This window comes from Rossellomorea vietnamensis NBRC 101237 (genome assembly GCF_001591825.1).
In the GTDB taxonomy this organism is placed as follows: Bacteria; Bacillota; Bacilli; order Bacillales; family Bacillaceae_B; genus Rossellomorea; species Rossellomorea vietnamensis.
In genome coordinates, this window is record NZ_BCVQ01000008.1 from 13,959 (window position 1) to 34,811 (window position 20,853).

22 protein-coding genes and 2 riboswitches are annotated in these 20,853 nt (G+C 44.8%); of the genes, 20 read left to right on the plus strand and 2 right to left on the minus strand.

Annotation, left to right across the window (positions count from 1 at the left end):
• The first annotated feature begins 9 nt into the window (after positions 1-9).
• Positions 10-101, plus strand: a riboswitch (glycine riboswitch).
• Positions 102-104: 3 nt separating this feature from the next.
• Positions 105-184: riboswitch (glycine riboswitch) on the plus strand.
• Positions 185-281: 97 nt separating this feature from the next.
• From gcvT to gcvPB, 3 genes are read left to right on the plus strand one after another with little or no spacing between them, the layout of a single operon-like run.
• A complete protein-coding gene (gcvT, locus tag BVI01S_RS06300; RefSeq protein ID WP_061809663.1) occupies positions 282-1,388 on the plus strand; it encodes a glycine cleavage system aminomethyltransferase GcvT in 1,107 nt (368 codons plus the stop codon).
• A 16-nt stretch (positions 1,389-1,404) separates the two neighbouring features.
• Positions 1,405-2,751: an aminomethyl-transferring glycine dehydrogenase subunit GcvPA gene (gene gcvPA, locus BVI01S_RS06305; protein ID WP_061809664.1), complete on the plus strand. Its 1,347-nt coding sequence runs from the start codon at positions 1,405-1,407 to the stop codon at positions 2,749-2,751.
• Positions 2,744-4,207 carry an aminomethyl-transferring glycine dehydrogenase subunit GcvPB gene (gene gcvPB / locus BVI01S_RS06310; RefSeq protein ID WP_061809665.1) on the plus strand — a complete coding sequence of 488 codons (1,464 nt, stop codon included), beginning with the start codon at positions 2,744-2,746 and terminating at the stop codon, positions 4,205-4,207. Before gcvPA ends, gcvPB begins: the two co-directional genes overlap by 8 nt.
• Before the next feature lie 323 nt (positions 4,208-4,530).
• On the opposite strand, the gene BVI01S_RS06315 is transcribed toward gcvPB, so the two are convergent.
• Positions 4,531-4,914 carry a rhodanese-like domain-containing protein gene (locus BVI01S_RS06315; protein ID WP_034757979.1) on the minus strand — a complete coding sequence of 128 codons (384 nt, stop codon included), beginning with the start codon at positions 4,912-4,914 and terminating at the stop codon, positions 4,531-4,533.
• A 210-nt stretch (positions 4,915-5,124) separates the two neighbouring features.
• Between BVI01S_RS06315 and lipM the strand changes: the two genes are divergently transcribed.
• The 3 genes from lipM (at position 5,125) to BVI01S_RS06330 (ending at position 9,870) form a co-directional block, all read left to right on the plus strand.
• On the plus strand, positions 5,125-5,961 hold the full coding sequence (gene lipM / locus BVI01S_RS06320) for a lipoate--protein ligase family protein (RefSeq protein WP_061809666.1): 837 nt from the start codon (positions 5,125-5,127) through the stop codon (positions 5,959-5,961).
• A gap of 350 nt (positions 5,962-6,311) precedes the next feature.
• A complete protein-coding gene (locus BVI01S_RS06325; RefSeq protein ID WP_061809667.1) occupies positions 6,312-8,882 on the plus strand; it encodes a vitamin B12-dependent ribonucleotide reductase in 2,571 nt (856 codons plus the stop codon).
• Positions 8,883-8,988: 106 nt separating this feature from the next.
• Positions 8,989-9,870, plus strand: coding sequence for a patatin-like phospholipase family protein (locus BVI01S_RS06330; protein WP_061809668.1), 882 nt, complete (start codon positions 8,989-8,991; stop codon positions 9,868-9,870).
• 16 nt (positions 9,871-9,886) lie between these two features.
• On the opposite strand, the gene BVI01S_RS06335 is transcribed toward BVI01S_RS06330, so the two are convergent.
• Positions 9,887-10,249: an SA1362 family protein gene (locus BVI01S_RS06335; RefSeq protein WP_051758230.1), complete on the minus strand. Its 363-nt coding sequence runs from the start codon at positions 10,247-10,249 to the stop codon at positions 9,887-9,889.
• Between the two features lie 306 nt (positions 10,250-10,555).
• Between BVI01S_RS06335 and BVI01S_RS06340 the strand changes: the two genes are divergently transcribed.
• From BVI01S_RS06340 to accC, 14 genes are all read left to right on the plus strand, one after another.
• Entirely contained in the window at positions 10,556-11,125 is a 570-nt protein-coding gene (locus tag BVI01S_RS06340) for a YqhR family membrane protein (RefSeq protein WP_061809669.1), read from the plus strand.
• Positions 11,126-11,210: 85 nt separating this feature from the next.
• On the plus strand, positions 11,211-11,669 hold the full coding sequence (gene aroQ, locus BVI01S_RS06345) for a type II 3-dehydroquinate dehydratase (RefSeq protein ID WP_061809670.1): 459 nt from the start codon (positions 11,211-11,213) through the stop codon (positions 11,667-11,669).
• Positions 11,659-12,723: a M24 family metallopeptidase gene (locus tag BVI01S_RS06350; protein WP_061809671.1), complete on the plus strand. Its 1,065-nt coding sequence runs from the start codon at positions 11,659-11,661 to the stop codon at positions 12,721-12,723. The genes aroQ and BVI01S_RS06350 overlap by 11 nt, the downstream gene beginning before the upstream one ends.
• A gap of 38 nt (positions 12,724-12,761) precedes the next feature.
• The gene (gene efp, locus BVI01S_RS06355; RefSeq protein ID WP_060672204.1) at positions 12,762-13,319 is read left to right on the plus strand and encodes an elongation factor P; all 558 of its coding nucleotides are present in this window, start codon (positions 12,762-12,764) and stop codon (positions 13,317-13,319) included.
• Between the two features lie 204 nt (positions 13,320-13,523).
• On the plus strand, positions 13,524-14,447 hold the full coding sequence (gene spoIIIAA / locus BVI01S_RS06360) for a stage III sporulation protein AA (protein WP_061809672.1): 924 nt from the start codon (positions 13,524-13,526) through the stop codon (positions 14,445-14,447).
• A complete protein-coding gene (spoIIIAB, locus tag BVI01S_RS06365; protein ID WP_061809673.1) occupies positions 14,448-14,963 on the plus strand; it encodes a stage III sporulation protein SpoIIIAB in 516 nt (171 codons plus the stop codon).
• A 50-nt stretch (positions 14,964-15,013) separates the two neighbouring features.
• Entirely contained in the window at positions 15,014-15,220 is a 207-nt protein-coding gene (spoIIIAC, locus tag BVI01S_RS06370; RefSeq protein ID WP_034758004.1) for a stage III sporulation protein AC, read from the plus strand.
• 13 nt (positions 15,221-15,233) lie between these two features.
• Positions 15,234-15,626 carry a stage III sporulation protein AD gene (gene spoIIIAD / locus BVI01S_RS06375; RefSeq protein ID WP_094075148.1) on the plus strand — a complete coding sequence of 131 codons (393 nt, stop codon included), beginning with the start codon at positions 15,234-15,236 and terminating at the stop codon, positions 15,624-15,626.
• A 24-nt stretch (positions 15,627-15,650) separates the two neighbouring features.
• On the plus strand, positions 15,651-16,850 hold the full coding sequence (gene spoIIIAE, locus BVI01S_RS06380; protein ID WP_034758010.1) for a stage III sporulation protein AE: 1,200 nt from the start codon (positions 15,651-15,653) through the stop codon (positions 16,848-16,850).
• Between the two features lie 12 nt (positions 16,851-16,862).
• Positions 16,863-17,492 (plus strand): stage III sporulation protein AF, encoded by a 630-nt coding sequence (gene spoIIIAF, locus BVI01S_RS06385; RefSeq protein ID WP_061809674.1) that lies wholly within the window; start codon positions 16,863-16,865, stop codon positions 17,490-17,492.
• Positions 17,482-18,135: a stage III sporulation protein AG gene (spoIIIAG, locus tag BVI01S_RS06390; RefSeq protein ID WP_061809675.1), complete on the plus strand. Its 654-nt coding sequence runs from the start codon at positions 17,482-17,484 to the stop codon at positions 18,133-18,135. Before spoIIIAF ends, spoIIIAG begins: the two co-directional genes overlap by 11 nt.
• 14 nt (positions 18,136-18,149) lie before the next feature.
• Complete coding sequence (locus tag BVI01S_RS06395; protein ID WP_034758017.1) at positions 18,150-18,704, plus strand: SpoIIIAH-like family protein; 555 nt, start codon at positions 18,150-18,152, stop codon at positions 18,702-18,704.
• A 271-nt stretch (positions 18,705-18,975) separates the two neighbouring features.
• Entirely contained in the window at positions 18,976-19,476 is a 501-nt protein-coding gene (gene accB / locus BVI01S_RS06400) for an acetyl-CoA carboxylase biotin carboxyl carrier protein (protein WP_061809676.1), read from the plus strand.
• A 15-nt stretch (positions 19,477-19,491) separates the two neighbouring features.
• Positions 19,492-20,844, plus strand: a complete 1,353-nt coding sequence (gene accC, locus BVI01S_RS06405) for an acetyl-CoA carboxylase biotin carboxylase subunit (protein WP_034758023.1) — start codon at positions 19,492-19,494, stop codon at positions 20,842-20,844.
• Positions 20,845-20,853 lie beyond the last annotated feature (9 nt).

The following is a 20,853-nucleotide window of genomic DNA, read 5'->3' on the forward strand; positions in this document are numbered from 1 at the left end:
TATTGGCGAATGATGACAAGGGGAGAGACTGTGCAGACAGCGCCGAAGGAGCAAGCACGTTTAAGTGTGAATCTCTCAGGCAAAAAGACTCTTGTTGGACGCAACTCTGGAGAGTGTTTCCGACTCAGGAAACCACCAAAGGGGAAAGCCGTTCTTCGGTAAACTTTCAGGTGCAAGGACAGAGAAACCTTCTTTATGAAAAGGGGTTTTTCTGTCCTTTTTTCATGGGATAAAACGTGGTTAAGGATTATGCATGTAAGGAAGATAAAGGGGGAAAAGTCATGTCAGAGTTAAAACAAACACCTTTATACGAAGTGTACAAAGAGTATGGAGGAAAGACCATCGACTTCGGTGGCTGGGCTTTACCAGTGCAATTCTCAAGTATTAAGGAAGAACATGAAGCGGTACGATCCCGGGCAGGACTATTCGACGTTTCTCATATGGGAGAAATTGAAGTGAAGGGTGAAGGGGCCCTTGACTACTTACAAAAAATGATGACAAATGATGTTTCCAAAGTGAAAGACGGAGGCGCTCAGTATACGGCTATGTGCTACGAAAACGGTGGGACGGTCGATGATTTACTTGTTTATAAGATGAAAGACAATGATTATTTGCTTGTTGTGAATGCAGCAAATATAGATAAAGATTTCAAATGGCTGAAAGAACACCAGACAGAAGAAGTTGAGATTAACAATATCTCTGAACATATGGCGCAATTGGCACTTCAAGGCCCTCTTGCGGAAGAAGTTCTACAAAAAATTACAAATGAACAAACATTGAGTGATATCGGATTTTTTAAATTTCAGACGGAAGTGAACATAGATGGTAAACCTGCACTCGTTTCCCGTACCGGTTATACAGGTGAAGATGGTTTTGAAATCTATTGTGCTGCAGGTGATGCTGCTTCAATCTGGAAGACAATCTTAGTTGCCGGTAAAGAGCATGGCGTACTGCCGTGTGGACTTGGTGCACGTGATACCTTGCGTTTTGAAGCGAATCTTGCACTTTATGGCCAAGAACTTTCTCAATCCATCACACCGATTGAAGCTGGAATTGGCTTCGCTGTAAAAGTAAATAAAGAGGTGCCATTCATCGGTCAGGAAGTACTGAAACAACAGAAAGACGAAGGTGCCCCAAGAAAGATCGTAGGGATTGAAATGATCGACCGCGGCATTCCACGTCATGGCTACAAAGTATTTTCAGGTGAAGAAGAAATAGGGGAAGTGACAACAGGGACGCAATCACCTACATTAAAGAAAAATATAGGATTGGCATTGCTTAATAAAGAATTCACTTCACTGGATACAGAAGTATTGGTTGAAATCAGAGGGAAAAAGCTTAAAGCGAAAGTGGCATCAACACCTTTTTATAAAAGACCAAAGAAATAGGGGAGGAATGACGGTCATGAAGCATCGTTATTTACCGATGACAGAGCAGGATCAAAGGGAAATGTTAGAACAAATAGGAGTAGACAGCGTTAACGATCTATTTGAAGATATTCCTGAACAGGTTCGTTTCAAAGGGGATTACAACATCAAAGAAGCGAAGTCCGAAACGGAATTGGTAAAGGAACTGACTAAAATGGCAGCGAAGAATGCTGACCTGAAAAGTCATACATCGTTCCTCGGGGCAGGGGTCTATGATCACTACATGCCCATCATCGTAGATCACGTATTATCGCGATCAGAGTTTTATACAGCGTATACGCCGTATCAGCCTGAAATTTCCCAAGGGGAGCTTCAAGCCATCTTTGAATTCCAGACGATGATTTGTGAACTGACAGGAATGGATGTAGCCAACTCCTCTATGTATGATGGGGGGACGGCCCTTGCAGAGGCAGCAATGCTGAGTGCTGGCCAGACCCGCCGGAAGAAGGTCCTGGTGTCTAGCACAGTCCATCCCGAATCACGTGATGTTTTGCGCTCATATGCAAAAGGTCAGTATATCGAAGTGGTGGAGATTCCGCACACGGATGGTGTAACCGATGTGGAAGAACTTAAGAAATTAATGAGTGATGAGATTGCAGCGGTCATCGTTCAATATCCTAACTTCTTTGGACGTGTGGAAGAGCTGAAAGCGATCGAAGAAGTGGCACATGAGGAAAAAGCGATGTTCGTCGTGTCCTCAAATCCCCTCGCACTCGGGGCACTTACACCTCCGGGGAAATTAGGGGCGGACATTGTCATTGGGGATGCACAGCCATTCGGTATCCCGAGCGCCTTTGGTGGACCTCACTGCGGATACTTCGCCGTGAATAAGAAGCTTATGCGCAAGGTACCTGGACGCCTGGTCGGTCAAACCGTTGATGAAGACGGCATCCGCGGTTTCGTTTTGACCCTCCAAGCCCGTGAACAACATATCCGTCGCGACAAAGCGACATCGAATATCTGCTCCAATCAGGCATTGAATGCACTCGCTGCATCCGTCGCGATGACGGCACTCGGAAAACAGGGTGTCAAAGAAATGGCCATTCAAAATATCCAAAAAGCTCATTACGCCAAAGAAGCCTTGAAAGCGAAAGGGTTCCTCGTCGCGTTTGAAGGACCATCATTCAATGAGTTTGTCATAAAGGTAAATAGGCCTGTCAAAGAAATCAATCAAAAGCTACTCCAAAAAGACATGATTGGTGGATATGACCTGGGACTTATGGATGACAGCTTAACGCAGCATATGCTGGTGGCTGTCACGGAACTTCGCAGCAAAGATGAAATCGACGCATTCGCAGCAGAATTGGGGGATTGTCATGAATAAGCAAGATCAACCTCTTATTTTTGAATTATCTAAAGAAGGCCGAATTGGTTACAGCTTACCTGAAATGGATGTACCTCAGGTAGATTTATCCGAGCTCATTCCATCAGATTACATCCGCACAGAAGCACCGGAACTCCCGGAGGTTTCGGAACTTGATATCATGCGCCACTATACGGCACTGTCCAAGCGTAATCACGGTGTGGACTCCGGTTTCTATCCACTTGGATCCTGTACGATGAAGTACAATCCGAAAGTGAACGAAAACGTTGCACGCTTGAACGGATTCGCCCATATCAACCCGCTGCAGGAACCGGAAAGCGTTCAAGGTGCCCTTGAACTGATGTATGACCTGCAGGAGCATTTGAAAGAAATCACCGGTATGGATGAAGTCACCCTTCAACCTGCTGCAGGGGCCCATGGCGAATGGACCGGGCTTATGATGATCCGTGCTTATCATGAAGCAAATGGTGATACACACCGTACGAAGGTCATCGTACCCGATTCAGCTCATGGAACTAACCCGGCCAGTGCAACGGTTGCCGGCTTTGAAACGGTTACGGTGAAGTCAAACGATAATGGACTCGTCGATTTAGACGATCTTAAGCGCGTCGTCGGGGATGACACGGCTGCCCTGATGTTGACAAACCCGAACACCCTTGGATTATTCGAAGAGAATATCATGGAAATGGCTTCCATCATTCATGAAGCTGGCGGAAAGCTGTATTATGATGGTGCCAATCTAAATGCCGTCCTTTCAAAAGCAAGACCGGGGGATATGGGGTTTGACGTCGTACATTTAAATCTCCACAAAACATTCACTGGCCCTCACGGTGGCGGTGGTCCGGGAAGCGGTCCTGTCGGAGTGAAGGAAGACTTGATTAAATACCTTCCTAAACCGGTACTGGTGAAAAATGGTGACACATTCAAATTCGATTACAACAGACCTGAATCCATCGGACGGGTAAAACCTTACTATGGAAACTTTGGAATCAACGTCCGTGCGTATACGTATATCAGGACGATGGGGCCGGACGGACTGAGAGCCGTAACGGAAAATGCGGTCCTGAATGCCAACTACATGATGCGTCGACTGGCACCTCACTTTGACCTTCCTTACGATCGTCATTGTAAGCATGAGTTTGTCATCAGTGGTAAACGTCAGAAGAAGCTCGGCGTCCGTACCTTGGATATTGCGAAGCGACTACTGGACTTCGGATATCATCCACCAACCATTTACTTCCCGTTAAACGTGGAAGAGTGCATGATGATCGAACCGACGGAAACAGAATCCAAAGAAACCCTTGATTCCTTCATTGATGCCATGATCCAAATTGCCAAAGAAGCAGAAGAAACACCGGAAATCGTCCAGGAAGCCCCTCACACAACCATCGTGAAGCGTATGGATGAAACACTGGCGGCAAGAAAACCGGTACTCCGTTATACAAAAGAGAGCTAAACATACCATAAACACCGAAAGCCCTGCAGGTAAATCTCTGCAGGGCTTTTATTTGAGGGACGGACCTTCGATAGATAGTGTTTTGTGATGGGGAATCCGGCCGATTTGAGTAAAAATCCAGCCGAAATGAACAGGAAACCAGCCGCTTTGATCGATAATTCGGCCGAAAGATCGAAAAATCAAGCCGTTTTCAGGAGAAATCCACCCAGATACCATTTAGTTCCATTCGCGGAAAGATCTCGCTCCCACATATGAACCGGATCAGACACGAACCCCGATCCCATCCAATCAAAAAAAGATCGCCCCTGGGCGATCTCTCTGCATTATTTTTTATGCTTTACTTTCCCTGTCCACTTTTTGAATCCACCTTGTAACTGGTGAAGGTTGCGGTACCCTTTTTTGTGCAGCATTTGAGCTGCTCTTCCACTGCGGAGCCCGCTTTGGCAATAAAGGTATACGGGTTGATCTGAGCGGATTTCCTTTTGTCTCATTTTGATCTGTGACAAAGGAATATTGCGTGCACCGAGGACGTGACCGTTTTCAAATTCATTCGCTTCACGAACATCTATCAATTGAGCTTTACGATATCCTGCTCGAAATTCTTCCTCATTCAGTGTATTCACGATTCTCTTTTGATAGAAGAACGTAAAAAGTGAATAGATGATGATTCCACCAAGTACGACTAAAAGAATATATAATCCTTCCATCATTCATGCTCCTTTCTACAAATGCGCTATCTTCTATTATATTCATGAAGTGCGTAAGAATCAAAACAAATTTATTATTTTACAGCAAAGACTTTCCAATCTGTTTTTCTTTGTTTTTTCGATTGGATTTGATAGACTAGTAACGGACTTGAATGAAGATGAATTTTTACATAACGCTATTAAATAGAAGACGCAAATGAGGTATGCTGCATGAAAAAGGAAACGTGGAGATTCATTGACTCCGGGAATTGTTCTCCCTCTTATAATATGGCCCTTGATGAGGCCTTGCTCGATTGGCACAGTGAAGGGAAGATCCCTCCTACGATCCGGTTTTACGGGTGGGATCCAGCGACACTTTCTGTCGGCTATTTTCAAAAAGTAGAAAAGGAAATCAATCTTGACGCTGTCAAAGAACACGGACTTGGCTTTGTAAGACGGCCGACGGGAGGCAGAGGGGTTCTTCATGAACATGAATTGACGTACAGTGTCATCGTTTCAGAAGAGCACCCGGAAATGCCAAGGACCGTCACAGAAGCGTACCGTGTCATCTCGGAAGGAATTCTGAAGGGATTTCAAGGGCTTGGTCTCGAAGCCTACTTTGCTGTACCAAGGACGGCAGAAGAGCGGGAAGGATTAAAGAATCCGCGATCGGCGGTATGCTTTGATGCACCGAGCTGGTATGAGCTTGTCGTGGAAGGACGAAAAGTGGCAGGAAGTGCACAGACAAGACAAAAAGGTGTCATCCTTCAGCACGGCTCGATTCTATTGGACCTTGATGAGGATAAGTTGTTCAGCCTGTTCAAATACCCCTCCGACAGGGTAAAAGAGCGTATGCAGCGGGCATTTAAAAGCAAGGCTGTTGCAATGAATGAAATCAGTTCTGTACCGGTCACGATGGAAATGGCGAAGGAAGCATTCAAAAAAGGTTTTGAAGAAGGATTGAATATCCATCTCGAGCCTTATGAGCTCTCTGAAGAGGAGACACAATATGTTGTGGATCTTGCCGAATCACGATACGAATCTGATGAGTGGAATTTTAAACGTTAAAAATTTTTTTGTTGAAAAAAAGCGATGCTTGTCGCTTTTTTCCTATTTTACCAACGATTATGGTGCTTTATATTATATCAAGTTCAAAATTAATAGAAATAGCGGGATTAATAGATGTTTTTCTATTCTTTTCTCATGTTTTCTATTTTTATTGGCATATTAACCGTTTGACAAACAAATGACCTATTGACCTGAAACACAATATATGGTGTGTCGAATAATTTTTCCTACACAATATGTTGTGTTTATTTATTGCTTTTCCAGAATGGCTATGATATCTTAATAATTGATATAAGACATCAGCGAAGAAAACAGAAACTGAAACATTTGAGATAGAAGGAGTTGTCTTTATGACTGTTGCGTCGAAAAAAGCGATGAAATTAAACACCGAGAGATTAAATAAGGATATTGGATTGTTTCCTCAAGTACATCCCATCACACCGGATATGACTACTACACACAAAGGTGTATCCCGTCTGGTCATGATCGATCGTTATTCGTTCAAGGATACGGAAAAGATCACACTTAGCGAAGGAGACTTCGTGGTCCTGACCATCAAGGAAGATCCCAAGTTCCCTGCAAGGGGATTGGGCTACATTTCAAGCATCGATTGGGAAACGAAAAAAGCATCTGTCTGGATCGAAGAAGAGTACAGAAGTGCCATCGATAAACCGGAGGAGATGGAAACGGGGATTGTCTCGAGGACATTGGATGTCATTGAGAAACCACTTGAAGTCTACTATGAACAAATTGCGAAGCGTAACGCAACAGGCTTGGCAGAGGTGGAAGAAACTCCTGAAAAAAGACAGGTTTGGTTTGAAAAATTCTATCATGAGCTAGTGAACCTGCATTTTGTTCCTGCCGGACGCGTCCTTTACGGAGCAGGTGCAGGCACTGATGTAACCTACTTCAACTGTTATGTGATGCCATTCGTACAGGATTCCCGGGAAGGTATCTCAGAACACCGCAAGCAGGTGATGGAGATCATGAGCCGCGGCGGTGGAGTCGGAACGAACGGATCGACCCTTCGTCCACGTAATACTCTGGCGAAAGGTGTCAACGGTAAATCATCAGGTTCCGTTTCCTGGCTGGATGACATCGCGAAACTGACTCACTTGGTTGAGCAGGGCGGATCAAGACGCGGGGCACAAATGATCATGCTTTCAGATTGGCATCCCGATATTATTGAATTTATTATTTCTAAAATGCAAAACCCGCGTATCCTGCGTTATCTTCTTGAAAATACGGAAGATGAAACCATCAAAAAGGCGGCTCAGGATAAGTTGAAGTTCACCCCGCTGACTGAACAAGAGGAAGCGATGTATCAAGGGATCCTGAACTACAGACAGATCCCCGGCTATGGTGGATTCGATGCGAAGATCCTTAAAAATGCAGAAGAAAAACTGCGCACAGGGGGCACTTACAGCGTCCACAATTCAGAATTCCTCACAGGGGCGAATATCTCTGTCTGCCTGACAAGCGACTTTATGGAAGCCGTGGAGAACGATCGTGAATATGAGCTTCGCTTCCCTGATGTGGAAAGCTATAACGAAGAACAAATGAACTATTATAATGAAGAATGGCACAATGTAGGCGATGTGCGTGAATGGGAAAAGCTTGGATACAAAGTTCGCACATACCGCAAGATCAAGGCGAAAGAACTGTGGAACCTGATCAATGTGTGTGCAACCTACTCAGCTGAACCTGGAATCTTCTTTATCGATAACGCCAATGATATGACGAATGCGAAAGCATATGGGCAAAAGGTAGTCGCTACAAACCCTTGTGGTGAGCAGCCCCTTGCACCGTATTCCGTATGTAACCTGGCAGCTGTCAACCTTGCCCAATTCGCTGACAAAGAAACGAAAACCGTTGATTTTGAAAAATTGAAACGGACGGTAGAAGTAGGCGTCCGCATGCAGGACAATGTCATCGACGCGACTCCATACTTCCTGGATGAAAATAAGAAGCAGGCTCTCGGAGAGCGACGCGTAGGCCTTGGCGTAATGGGTCTTGCCGACTTATTGATCTACTGTGAAAAAGAATACGGTTCAGAAGAAGGCAACAGGCTTGTGGATGAAGTCTTTGAAGTCATCGCGACAACTGCTTATCGTGCTTCCGTTGAATTATCGAAGGAAAAAGGAAGCTTCCCATTCCTGACTGGAAGCACCGATGAAGAAACGAAGGCCCTGCGTAAGGCATTCGTGGAAACAGGCTTTATGAAGAAAATGCCTGAAGACGTACGTCATGACATTGAAGAGTACGGAATCCGGAATTCCCATCTGCTGACGGTAGCCCCAACAGGTTCAACCGGTACGATGGTCGGAGTGTCGACGGGTCTTGAGCCATACTTCTCCTTCACCTATTACAGAAGTGGACGTCTCGGTAAATTCATTGAAGTAAAGGCGGATATTGTAGAGGATTACTTGAAGAGAAATCCGGATGCGGATGCAGACAATCTTCCGGAATGGTTTATCTCTTCCATGAGCCTGGCTCCACAAGCACATGCCGACGTTCAATGCGTCATCCAAAATTGGATCGACAGCTCCATATCGAAAACCGTGAATGCTCCTCGTGGTTATACGGTAGAACAGGTAGAAAAAGTATATGAACGACTGTATAAAGGTGGAGCAAAGGGCGGTACCGTGTATGTGGACGGAAGCCGTGATTCTCAGGTGCTTACCCTTAAAGCGGAAGAAAACAGCTTTGATGATGAAAATGAACAGGAACAACATGACATTCCGACCGCTAAAAAGCCGATCGTATTACTGGATACAATCCAGGACGTGCGTTCCACGGACGTAACCATCGGTTCTGAAGTGGGGAATACATGCCCGGTCTGCCGTAAAGGTACGGTAAAAGATATGGGTGGCTGCAATACTTGTACAAACTGCGGCGCTCAGCTGAAGTGTGGACTATAATCATTGAAATGAGCAGGAGGGGACTGGTTCCCCTCCTGTTTTTTTTAGTCTAAAATCCTTCCAGGTGAATTAAAGATGTAGTAATACACTAAAAGGAGTGGAGCCTTTGGACATCGATGGCGTATTTTCCGGTGGAGGGATAAAGGGGCTCGCCATGATTGGAGCGTACCAGGCGATTGAAGAGGAAGGATACACATTCAAGAGGCTGGCAGGAACCAGTGCAGGGGCGGTGATTGCTGCATTTATCGCTGCAGGATACTCAAGTCGTGAATTACTAAAAATCATGGGCGACCTTGATTTGAAAGACCTGTTGGATTCAAACGCAGTCATTTCCCTTCCGATCCTTAAGTGGTTTCGGGTTTATTATCGTTTAGGATTATATAAAGGAGCGGCACTTGAAAGCTGGGTGGAGGAAAAGTTGAAAGCGAGGGGGATCTATACGTTTGCCGATCTGCCCCCCCGGTCCCTCCGTGTTATTGCATCGGATTTATCAAACGGAAGACTGCTTGTCCTTCCTGATGACCTTGAGAAATACGGCATACCAAAAGAAACCTTTCCCGTAGCCAGGGCAATACGGATGAGTGCGAGCCTTCCTTATTTCTTTGAACCTGTGAAACTGCGTTCACTCGAAGGGACCAGTTTCATGGTGGACGGGGGGGTGCTCAGTAATTTCCCCATGTGGCTCTTTGACAGGGAAAATGTGAAGAAGGTAAGGCCGGTACTCGGAGTGAAGCTTAGTCACGACTTGATGGGTAAGCCGAAAAAACCGATCAAAAATGCCATTGATTTATATGGAGCCCTCTTTACGACCATGAAAGACGCCCATGATTCAAGATATATTTCCAGAAAGCTTGAAAAGAACATTATTTTTATACCGACTGAAGGGGTACTCACCACCGAATTCGAACTCACTCCCGAGCGGAAGATTGAACTCGTGCAATACGGGAAAACGAAGGCCGCAGCCTTTTTGCAGACATGGCCACATTAAAAAAACAATCGAGCTCCTAAAACGAAGCTCGATTGTTTTTTTTATTCTTTTTTCCTTCAATTACGGTTAGTTTGGCATTGGATTTTTTTCGTATCGAACGTTTTTTTGAAACATTGGATACTTGAGGTTTACTTGTAGACTTCTTCTTATGCCGCTTCTTCGATTGCTTGGCTGCTTTAACAAACGCTCTCTGTTCATTGCTATTTCCAGTCCGTCTTCCACTGAACCATCTTTTGTAAATAAAATAGATGATCCCGATGACGGCTGCTGTAATCAGCAATTGCCTTGCAAGACCTAAAGGATTTCCGAACAGGGAAGTTCCGAGCCCGATTATAGCCAACAAAATGAGTGTGAAAACAAAGATATTACGAGCGTTCAACAAAGCCACCTCCTTACATCACTATCCATCTTAGATATTATCTATACTATTATTCTAGACCATTTCGGCCTTCTTTAACCGTATAAATTGATTTTTTATCAGGGTATGAATGGGACGAACCCACTTCTTTTTTCTGAAACTTTAAAAGATATTATCTATTTTACTAAATATTGAAGAAAAGCACTAGAGGGAGCGTTTCCCGAATGTTATTTATCTACGATCTGGTCCAGATTGGAGGAGAGAAAAATAAACATTCCATGCAAATGTTTCATTCTATGGGACATACTACGAATGGAGGTGTTACAGATGGCAGAACAGAAAGGGCAACATGAGAAGGTCCAGAATGGGACGGAAGAGAGTAAAGAAAATCCACGGTTGGAGCAGAATCAAAGTGAAAAACCGCTTTCCTTCACGGCAATGGTCGTCGTGACGGGCTTTACAGCCGGGATGTTATGGAGCGGGATTGCATACATTTGCTACTTCTTCTCCTTTACGAAGATTGAACCCAATATCATATTCGAACCTTGGGCAGTCGGGAACTGGGTGGACAAATGGATCGGTATCGTTCTATCCATCGTGGCTTATGGTGTCATATCGATCGGCGTGGCCCTCATTTATTATGGCCTGTTGAGAAAATTCAAGTCCATGTGGGTTGGTGCAGCGTACGGCATCGCTCTGTACCTGGCTTTTTTTCTGGTACTGAATCCACTTTTCCCAAGCATAAAATCCTTTACAGCCATTGATTATCACACATTGATCACAACGTTCTGTTTGTATATTCTTTACGGTGTATTTATAGGTTACTCGATTTCATACGAAGAAAATGAATTAAGGCATCAGGATGAAAAGGAAAAATCAGGGGAAGTTTCTCATTAATTTATCAGACAATTAAGTAGGTATAGGTAAAAGGTTTATGTTAGAATGTTCATGATGAACATTCTATTTTTTTAGGAGTTTACATATGGTGAAAATCTTACTGTTAAATGGGCCCAATTTAAACCGATTAGGGAAACGGGAGCCCGCTATTTACGGTCATGTCACACTGGCTCAACTGGAATCAACCTTGAAAAGCAAGGCAGAAGATGACGGTTATGAATTGCTTGCCGCTCAATCGAATCATGAAGGGGAATTGATTGACATCATCCACACCTGTGAAGATGAAGGATATGGGGGGATCATATTGAACCCCGGTGCGTTCACGCATTACAGCTATGCGTTGAGAGATGCTGTGGCGTCGGTATCCGTTCCGGTTGTGGAAGTGCATATATCAAATATTCATGCACGGGAAGAGTTTAGGCATCAGTCTGTGGTGGCAGCTGAGACGATTGGTCAGATCGTCGGATTCGGACTGTTTGGGTACGAGTTGGCCCTCAAAGCCATTATAATGAACATTAAGGGAGTGGAACACGATGAAAATTGAACGATTACGTGAAACCTTTTCAGAGAATGAACTTGACGGTATTTTATTGACGAGTATGTATAACCGACGCTATATGACGAACTTTACGGGTTCTTCGGGAGTGGTATTGATTTCAAAGGAGAAGGCCTTATTCATCACCGATTTCAGATACATAGAACAAGCAACGGAACAGGCGGCTGATTATGAAATCGTGCAGCATACCGGTCCGATTCATGAAGAAGTGGCAAAGCAGGTGAAGAACCTGGGTATTACGAAACTTGGTTTCGAAAAGAACGATATGACCTACAGTGCTTTCGAAAGCTACCGGGATACAGTGGAAGCGGAAATGGTGCCGGTATCCGGTTTAGTGGAAAAGTTACGCTTGATTAAGACACCTGAAGAGCTTAATATAATTAAGGATGCGGCGGATATCGCCGATGCAGCATTTAAGCATATATTAGATTTCATCAAACCGGGTGTGACAGAGTTAGAGGTTTCAAATGAATTAGAATTCTTCATGAGAAAAGCAGGAGCCACTTCATCCTCTTTTGATACCATCGTTGCCTCAGGTTATCGTTCTGCACTGCCTCACGGGGTGGCCAGTGATAAAGTCATTGAAAAAGGTGATTTTGTAACATTGGATTATGGTGCATACTATAAAGGATACTGCTCCGATATGACACGTACTTTATCGGTAGGAGAACCAAGTGAGAAATTGAAAGAGATCTATGATGTCGTCCTTCAATCACAGCTTCTTGCCATGGACCGGATCAAGCCGGGCATGACAGGTAAGGAAGCGGATGCGATCGCACGCGATTACATAACAGAAAAGGGTTATGGTGAGTATTTCGGACACACATTAGGGCATGGGATCGGTCTTGAAGTACACGAAGGACCAGGACTTTCTACGCGCTCTGATGTGGTTCTCGAGCCTGGGATGATTGTAACCGTTGAACCAGGTATCTATGTACCGGGTGTTGGCGGCGTACGCATCGAGGACGATACACTCATAACGGAAGATTCAAATGAAACACTGACACACTCAACAAAAGATCTAATCATTCTACCATTTTAGTCCTGAAAAAGGCCTACTAATCAATAGGAGGAATAAACATGATTTCAGTAAATGATTTTCGCACAGGTTTAACCGTTGAAGTCGACAACGGAATTTGGCGGGTAATCGATTTCCAACACGTTAAACCAGGTAAGGGGGCCGCGTTCGTCCGCTCTAAACTTCGTAACCTGCGCACAGGTGCCATCCAGGAAAAAACGTTCCGTGCCGGTGAAAAAGTTGGAAAAGCACAGATCGACAACCGTAAAATGCAGTACCTGTATGCCAATGGGGACATGCATGTATTCATGGACAACGAAAGCTACGATCAAATCGAGCTTCCTGCTTCTTCCATCGAATATGAATTGAAATATTTAAAAGAAAACATGGAAGTATCCATTATGATGTATGGAGCCGAAACGCTTGGTGTCGAGCTTCCAAACTCTGTTGAATTAAAAGTGACGGAAACAGAACCGGGAATCAAAGGTGACACGGCTTCCGGTGGATCCAAGCCAGCTACTGTTGAAACAGGTTTAGTGGTAAACGTTCCATTCTTCGTGAACGAAGGGGACACACTGATCATTAACACAACGGACGGATCTTACGTATCACGGGGATAAAGAATAAATATCAAAAGCCTGAACGGGATGAATCCCGTTCAGGCTTTTTTTGTCTTTTTCCGTTCCACTCCCAATGACCACCTCGAATCTCCCAACTCTATTGTCATAATCTCCATTCGCTAGAATACATTGTATTATCGGGAAGCATGTACGAAGGGTCCAGATCCTTCCACCCGAAGTGGAACAAGATTAGGAGGTCTCCATATGCAAGAAGTTCTAGCCTTTCTACCCAGCACTATATCTGATAAAGTCCTGTCCCTTCCACAAGATCTGATTGACCGGATAGAAGAAATCAGGGTTCGTACCAACCGTGTATTAGAGGTAACGGCACGGGGGAAGCCATACTTTCTTTCCTATACGGTCACAGAAGAAGATAGTGAACAGCTCATTAACAAATTATCCCGCCATTCATTTTATACATTGGAAGAAGAATTGAAGCGTGGCTATATCACGATTGAAGGCGGGCATCGGGTGGGGCTCGCCGGGAAGGTGATACTAGAGGGCGGAGTTGTGAAGGGGATTCGGAATCTCTCTTCTTTTAATATCCGGATTGCCAGGGAAAAGCTTGGCATAGCTCGGTCCATCCTTCCATATGTGTACAGTGACGGCTGGAAACATACGATGCTCATTGGTTCCCCTCAGACCGGCAAAACGACCCTGTTACGGGATCTGGCCAGGATGATTTCGACGGGGGTCCCTGAAAGAAATATCCCGCCATTCAAGGTGGGAATCGTTGATGAACGATCAGAAATTGCCGGCTGCGTGAACGGCATCCCTCAGCTGATGTTCGGTCCGAGGGTGGACGTGCTGGATGCCTGTCCAAAAGCTGAAGGAATGATGATGCTGATCCGTTCCATGAGTCCGGATGTCCTGATCGTGGATGAAATCGGACGGGTGGAAGACGGTCAGGCGATTCAGGAAGCCGTAAATGCCGGTATTACCCTTGTCATGACGACGCATGGGTCTTCTTTAAGCGAAGTAAGGAAGAGACCTGTGATCAAGGATATTGTGAATCTACAGACGATTGAACGATTCGTGGAACTGAGGAGGGGGGATGAACCGGGTAAGGTCCATGAGGTGTGGGACGAACACGGACAATCTCTTCTGAAAAAAGTGAGTGTGACGTAAATGATAAAACTTGTTGGCGCTGTATTTATTCTCCTTTCCACTTCCTGGGCAGGGTTCGAAGCTTCGAAATATTTGACGGAAAGGCCAAGGCAGCTTCGGCTATTGAAGCTGGCCCTTCAGTCATTGGAAGCTGAAATCACCTATAGTCATACCCCTTTGCACGAAGCGACCAGAAAGATTTCCAAACAACTGCAAAAGCCTGTTTCCTGGTTTTTTGAATCGTTCTCGAAGAAATTGACAGAGCAGGAGATCTCAGTGAAGAAAGCATGGGAAGAAAGCCTGAACGATGTCTGGAAGTTAACGGCCTTTAAAGCGGGTGAGTATGAAATCCTGAAGCAATTCGGAGAAAACCTTGGCAGACACGACATGATGACTCAGCAAAAACATATCCAGCTTGCTCTCAAACATCTGGATAGGGAAGAAACGGAAGCCGTTGAAAAGCAGAAGAAATATGAAAAGATGACAAAAAGTTTAGGTTTTCTATCAGGACTTTTGTTGATCATCCTACTACTCTGACTTGCGGACGGCATACGGGATGAGGCTTAGAAACCAGGAGGGAAATAAATATGGGAATTGACGTGGATATTATTTTCAAGATTGCCGGAGTGGGGATTGTCGTCGCCTTTTTGCATACGATTTTAGATCAGGTAGGAAAGAAGGAATATGCCCAGTGGGTGACATTATTCGGGTTCATCTACATCTTGTTCATGGTGGCTTCGATTGTCGATGATTTGTTCCAGAAGATAAAATCGGTCTTCTTATATCAAGGATAAGGGGGCGTCCGCGATTGAAATCATCCAGATTGTAGGTATTGCACTGGTTGCTACTTTTCTCGCTTTGATTGTGAAAGAACAAAAACCAAATTTTGCTTTCCTGCTCATTGTGTTCACAGGTTGTACGATTTTTTTATTTCTTATTGATCAAATTTATTCCATCATTCATATGATTGAAAAGCTTGCTGCAAACGCAAACGTGAACATGGTGTATGTGGAAACCATTCTGAAAATCATCGGCATCGCTTACATAGCGGAATTCGCTTCACACATTACGAAAGATGCCGGGCAGGGGGCCCTGGCAGCGAAAGTGGAGCTTGCCGGAAAGATCTTAATATTGGCAATGGCTGTTCCCATTCTGACAGTCATCATCGAAACGATCATCAATATGATCCCGACTGGATAAGCGAAACGTTAAGAGGTGGAATGAATGTTGCAATTATACCGGATACTCGTCACAGCACTCGTTATCTTTTTCATCACAGCCTCAAGTGGACAAGCAGAAGAAGGGGATGAACAGACTCCTCCCGATACAAACATCCAGCAGGAATTGATCGATGCGCAGCTGGACCGGTTAGGGGTTGAAGAATTGACAGGATACTGGAATAGTATCGTGGATCAATACGGCGGCTATCTTCCCGAAAGTCAAAAAGGCAGTTTGATCGATTTCATGAAAGGCGAGAAAGAGTTCTCCTTCAAGGCATGGTTCAGCGGTATCTTCAAATTTGCCTTTCAGGAGCTTGTGATGAATGGAAAGTTATTGGGGACCCTGATCATGCTCACGATCTTCAGCATGTTTCTCCAGTCCCTGCAGAATGCTTTCGAAGGGGGAAGCGTCAGCAAGGTGGCATACAGCATCATTTTCATGGTGCTGATCATCATCGCCCTGAATAGTTTTCACGTGGCCATCGACTACACCCGGGATGCGATCTCCACCATGGTCCATTTCATCATCGCGCTCATCCCGCTGCTCCTTGCCCTGATTGCCGCTTCAGGAGGCGTGGTTTCGGCAGCTTTCTTTCATCCGGTCATCATCTTCCTGATGAATACAAGCGGTCTGCTCATTCAGAATGTCGTACTGCCCCTCCTGTTCTTATCCGCCCTTCTGAGCATTGTGAGCACTCTTTCCAGTCATTATAAAGTGACTCAGCTCGCTCAATTATTGAGAACTTGGAGCATCGGCCTGTTAGGGGCGTTCATGACGGTCTTTCTCGGGGTGATATCCGTACAGGGTGCCACCGCAGCCGTGACGGACGGCATAACGATCCGTACAGCGAAATTTGTGACAGGCAACTTTGTCCCGGTCATCGGCAGGATGTTCACGGACGCAGCGGATACCGTGATCAGCGCATCTGTCCTCCTGAAAAATACGGTGGGGATAGCGGGTGTCGCCATTGTACTGATCATTGCAGCCTTTCCGGCCATCAAGATCTTGATGATTGCCTTCATATACAAACTGGCGGCCGCTCTCCTTCAACCTCTCGGGGGAGGGCCGGTAATCGAATGCCTGGATACAATCGCAAAGAGTGTGATTTATGTCTTTGCGGCCCTGGCGATCGTGTCCTTTATGTTTTTCTTAAGTCTTACCGTCATCATTGCAGCGGGAAATATTACGATGATGATGCGATAAGGGGGTCCCGCCATGTCATTTCTAACCGATTGGATTACAAATATCATCATCTTTGTTCTCTTAGCCACCGTCATTGACATGCTTCTTCCAAGCTCGAACATGCAGAAATATGCCAAAATCGTGACCGGCTTATTATTGATCACCATCATCCTTACACCACTCTTTAAATTGATGTCCACGGATTTTGATGAGGTGATGAATTCCATTGATTTAAATGGTCCTTCTCAGAATAAATCGATGGAAAATGAAATAGAAATGAAGAAAAAAGAAATACAAGCCTCACAACGTGCATATATTTTAGAACAGATGGCTGTCCAAATGAAACAAGAAGCAGAAAAGGAGATGATGGATGAGCAAGGCAAAGTCATTGAGAAGGTGACCATACAAGCTGATGACGTAGAAAATCTTCCCGACAGTATTACAGGAGTGAAAGTGATTGTGAAAGAAAAGGAAAGTGAAAAAGACAGCACGATTGAAGCAGTCCAGAACGTGGAGATCGATACGGGATCTGAAACGAGAAAGAAAACATCCGACGAAGATACGTCCCAACTGGCCACCTTACTAGCCGAACAATGGAATCTAACACAAGACAAAATAATCATTACAGTTGAAGGGGGGACTGGGGAAGGTAATGAACTTTAATAAAGGTCCGCTGAATTTGCTGAAGGAATGGTTGTCAAAAGAAGACGCGAACTCTCCACCAAGGGGGAAAAAAGGTAAAAGGCTGCATTATTTTCTCGTTGTGCTTCTCATAGGAGTGGCCTTCATGCTGATCAGCGACCTGTGGAGCGGTGATCAAGGGGTGGAGGTTGCGAAGCAGGTGGATGGAGGTACCCCTGAAGAAGTGGCGACATTCGGATCAGGTCAAAAGGAATCGGATGGGTCCATGAGGGATTACGAAGATCGATACGAAAATCAGTTGAAAGAAGCCCTTGATCAAATTGTCGGTGTTAGCGATGTATATGTCGTCGTGAATGTGGAGGCAACAGAATCCAAAGTGTATGAAAAAAATGAGTCGACAAAAATTCAATCCACCGATGAAGAGGATAAAGAAGGTGGAAAGCGGTCGATCGAAGATAAATCCCGGGAAGAAGAAATCGTCATTGTAAATAACGGGGATAAAGAAGTTCCCATTGTGAAAGAAACAAAAAAACCTAAAGTCACCGGTGTCCTTGTAGTAGCAAAGGGAGCCGATAACATACAAATCAAAAAATGGATTATAGAGGCCGTCACCCGCGCTCTTGATGTTCCAAGTCACCGGGTATCGGTCCTGCCCAAACAATAAGGGGGAAATGATAGATGTTACTGAAAAAACAAACGGTATGGCTATTAACGATGTTGAGTCTTGTGATTGTCCTTTCGGTTTACTACATTACGTCACCAACACAACAAGCGACAGATATGGCTTATCAGGAAAAGGATGCAAAGGAACAGGCTAAAGGTGGGGATAAAGAGACAATGTCAGGAAATGGCATGGAAGTCGTTACGGACGCCGCTGGAAATGAAATGTTCGAAGCATTGCGTCTTGAAGTAACAGACCAGCGTGATCAGCTTCGTGAAGAGCTGGAGGCTAAGGTAGCAAACGCGGATGTGTCAGCAGAAGAAAAGAGTGCAGCCTATGAGCAGATGGAAAACCTTCGTGAACTGGCCATGACGGAATCGGTTCTTGAAACGATGATCAAAACAATGGGTTACGATGATGCCCTTGTCAGAGCAAACGGAGAAAACATCCGGATCACGGTGAAATCAGACAAAGAGCACACTAAAGCCGATGCCAATGAAATCATCCGACTGGTCATGAGTGAAGTGGGACAAATGAAGCCGGTCGCAGTGGAATTCCAGCCGGCAAACTAAACGGATCCAGGCCACGTTGCCGCCTAAAGCAGACCCTTTAGGCGGCTTATTTATGTTTAATCCAGAAATTGCTTATTGCACCATTTTGTCAGATAAATGAAAAATCCTTTTCTATTATTTTATTTTTTTCCGAAAAAGGTCTAGAATAGAGATAGGGTTGTATGCGCTTTTAAAAGGATGGTAGGAATCGCATATTGAATTTATACGAGGTATTATCGTATGATGTTAGTAGCTAGTCATAATTTTTTAAACTATAAGAGGGGTGTCAACAGTGTTGAAAATTCAAGAAATTCGCGAAATAATCAAACTCGTAGATCAATCAAGTGTTGAAGAGTTTACATACGAGCATGATGGTTCTAAGATCAATCTAAAGAAAAATAATGGCGTGACCGTATCGGCCCAGCCGGTGGTACAAGCAGTCGAAGAAGTAAAACCTGCTGCACAAGCCGTTCAACAAGCACCTGTACAGGAAGCTGCTGCTCCTGCACAACCGGAAAAAGAAGCTCCACAAGCTGGCGCAGAGGATGCTAACTTACATAAAATCACGTCTCCGATGGTCGGGACCTTCTACCAATCCTCTTCACCTGAATCAGGTCCATATGTAAAAGTCGGGGATAAAGTCGATGAAAGCTCAGTGGTATGCATCGTGGAAGCGATGAAACTATTTAATGAAATCGAAGCCGAAGCAAAAGGCGAAATCGTAGAAATACTAGTAAAAGACGGTCAATTAGTGGAATATGGTCAGCCGTTATTCTTGGTTAAACCTGAATAAGGAGCGAATATAGATATGATAAAAAAGGTACTAATCGCCAATCGAGGAGAAATTGCTGTACGTATCATTCGTGCATGCCGAGATCTAGGCATTGAAAGTGTAGCCGTTTATTCTGAAGCAGATAAAGAGGCACTTCATGTTCAATTAGCGGATGAAGCTTATTGCATCGGACCAACTGCTTCGAAAGACAGCTACCTGAATTTCACAAATATCATCAGCGTGGCAAAACTGACGGATTGTGATGCGATCCACCCGGGTTACGGATTTCTAGCAGAGAACTCAGATTTTGCAGAGTTGTGCCGCGATTGCAACATCATCTTCATCGGTCCTTCTCCTGAAGCCATCTCCAAGATGGGGACGAAAGATGTGGCTCGTGAAACGATGAGGGAAGCAGGCGTTCCGATTGTCCCTGGTTCAAAAGGCATTGTGAAAGATGCAGAGGATGCAGTTCAGCTTGCAGAATCCATGGGTTATCCCGTGATCATCAAAGCCACTGCCGGTGGCGGAGGTAAAGGGATCCGTGTCGCGAAAAGTCAGGAAGAGCTTATCAAAGGGGTGACGATCACCCAACAGGAAGCCATGACTGCATTCGGAAACCCGGGTGTATATATCGAGAAGTTCATCGAGGACTTCAGGCACGTGGAAATTCAAGTGCTCGCCGATAACTTCGGAAACGTGATCCACCTTGGTGAACGGGACTGTACGATTCAGCGCCGCCTTCAAAAATTGATTGAAGAAACACCGTCGCCTGCTTTAACAGAAGAGAATCGTGTTAAAATGGGGGAAGCAGCAGTAAAAGCAGCCAAAGCGGTTGATTATACAGGTGCCGGCACGGTAGAATTTATATATGATTACGTGAATCAATCATTCTACTTTATGGAAATGAATACGCGTATCCAGGTGGAACATCCTGTAACGGAACAAGTAACAGGTGTCGATTTGATTAAGGAACAGATTCTCGTGGCATCGGGACAAAAGCTTTCCCTGACACAGGAAGAAGTGACGTTCACTGGCTGGGCCATTGAATGCCGTATCAATGCCGAGAATCCAGAAAAGAATTTCATGCCTTCAGCGGGCCGGATCGAAATGTATCTTCCACCGGGCGGCATTGGCGTAAGAGTCGACTCAGCCGCATATCCTGGTTATATGATCCCTCCATATTACGATAGCATGATTGCCAAAGTGATTACCTATGGAGCGACACGTGAAGAAGCCATTTCAAGGATGAAGCGGGCTCTAAGTGAATTTGTGGTTGAAGGTATACACACAACCATCCCGTTCCACCTCAGACTATTAGATCATGAAACCTTTGTAGGTGGGGAATTCAATACGAAATTCTTAGAAAAATATGAAGTAATGAAATCCTAGTGTGAATTC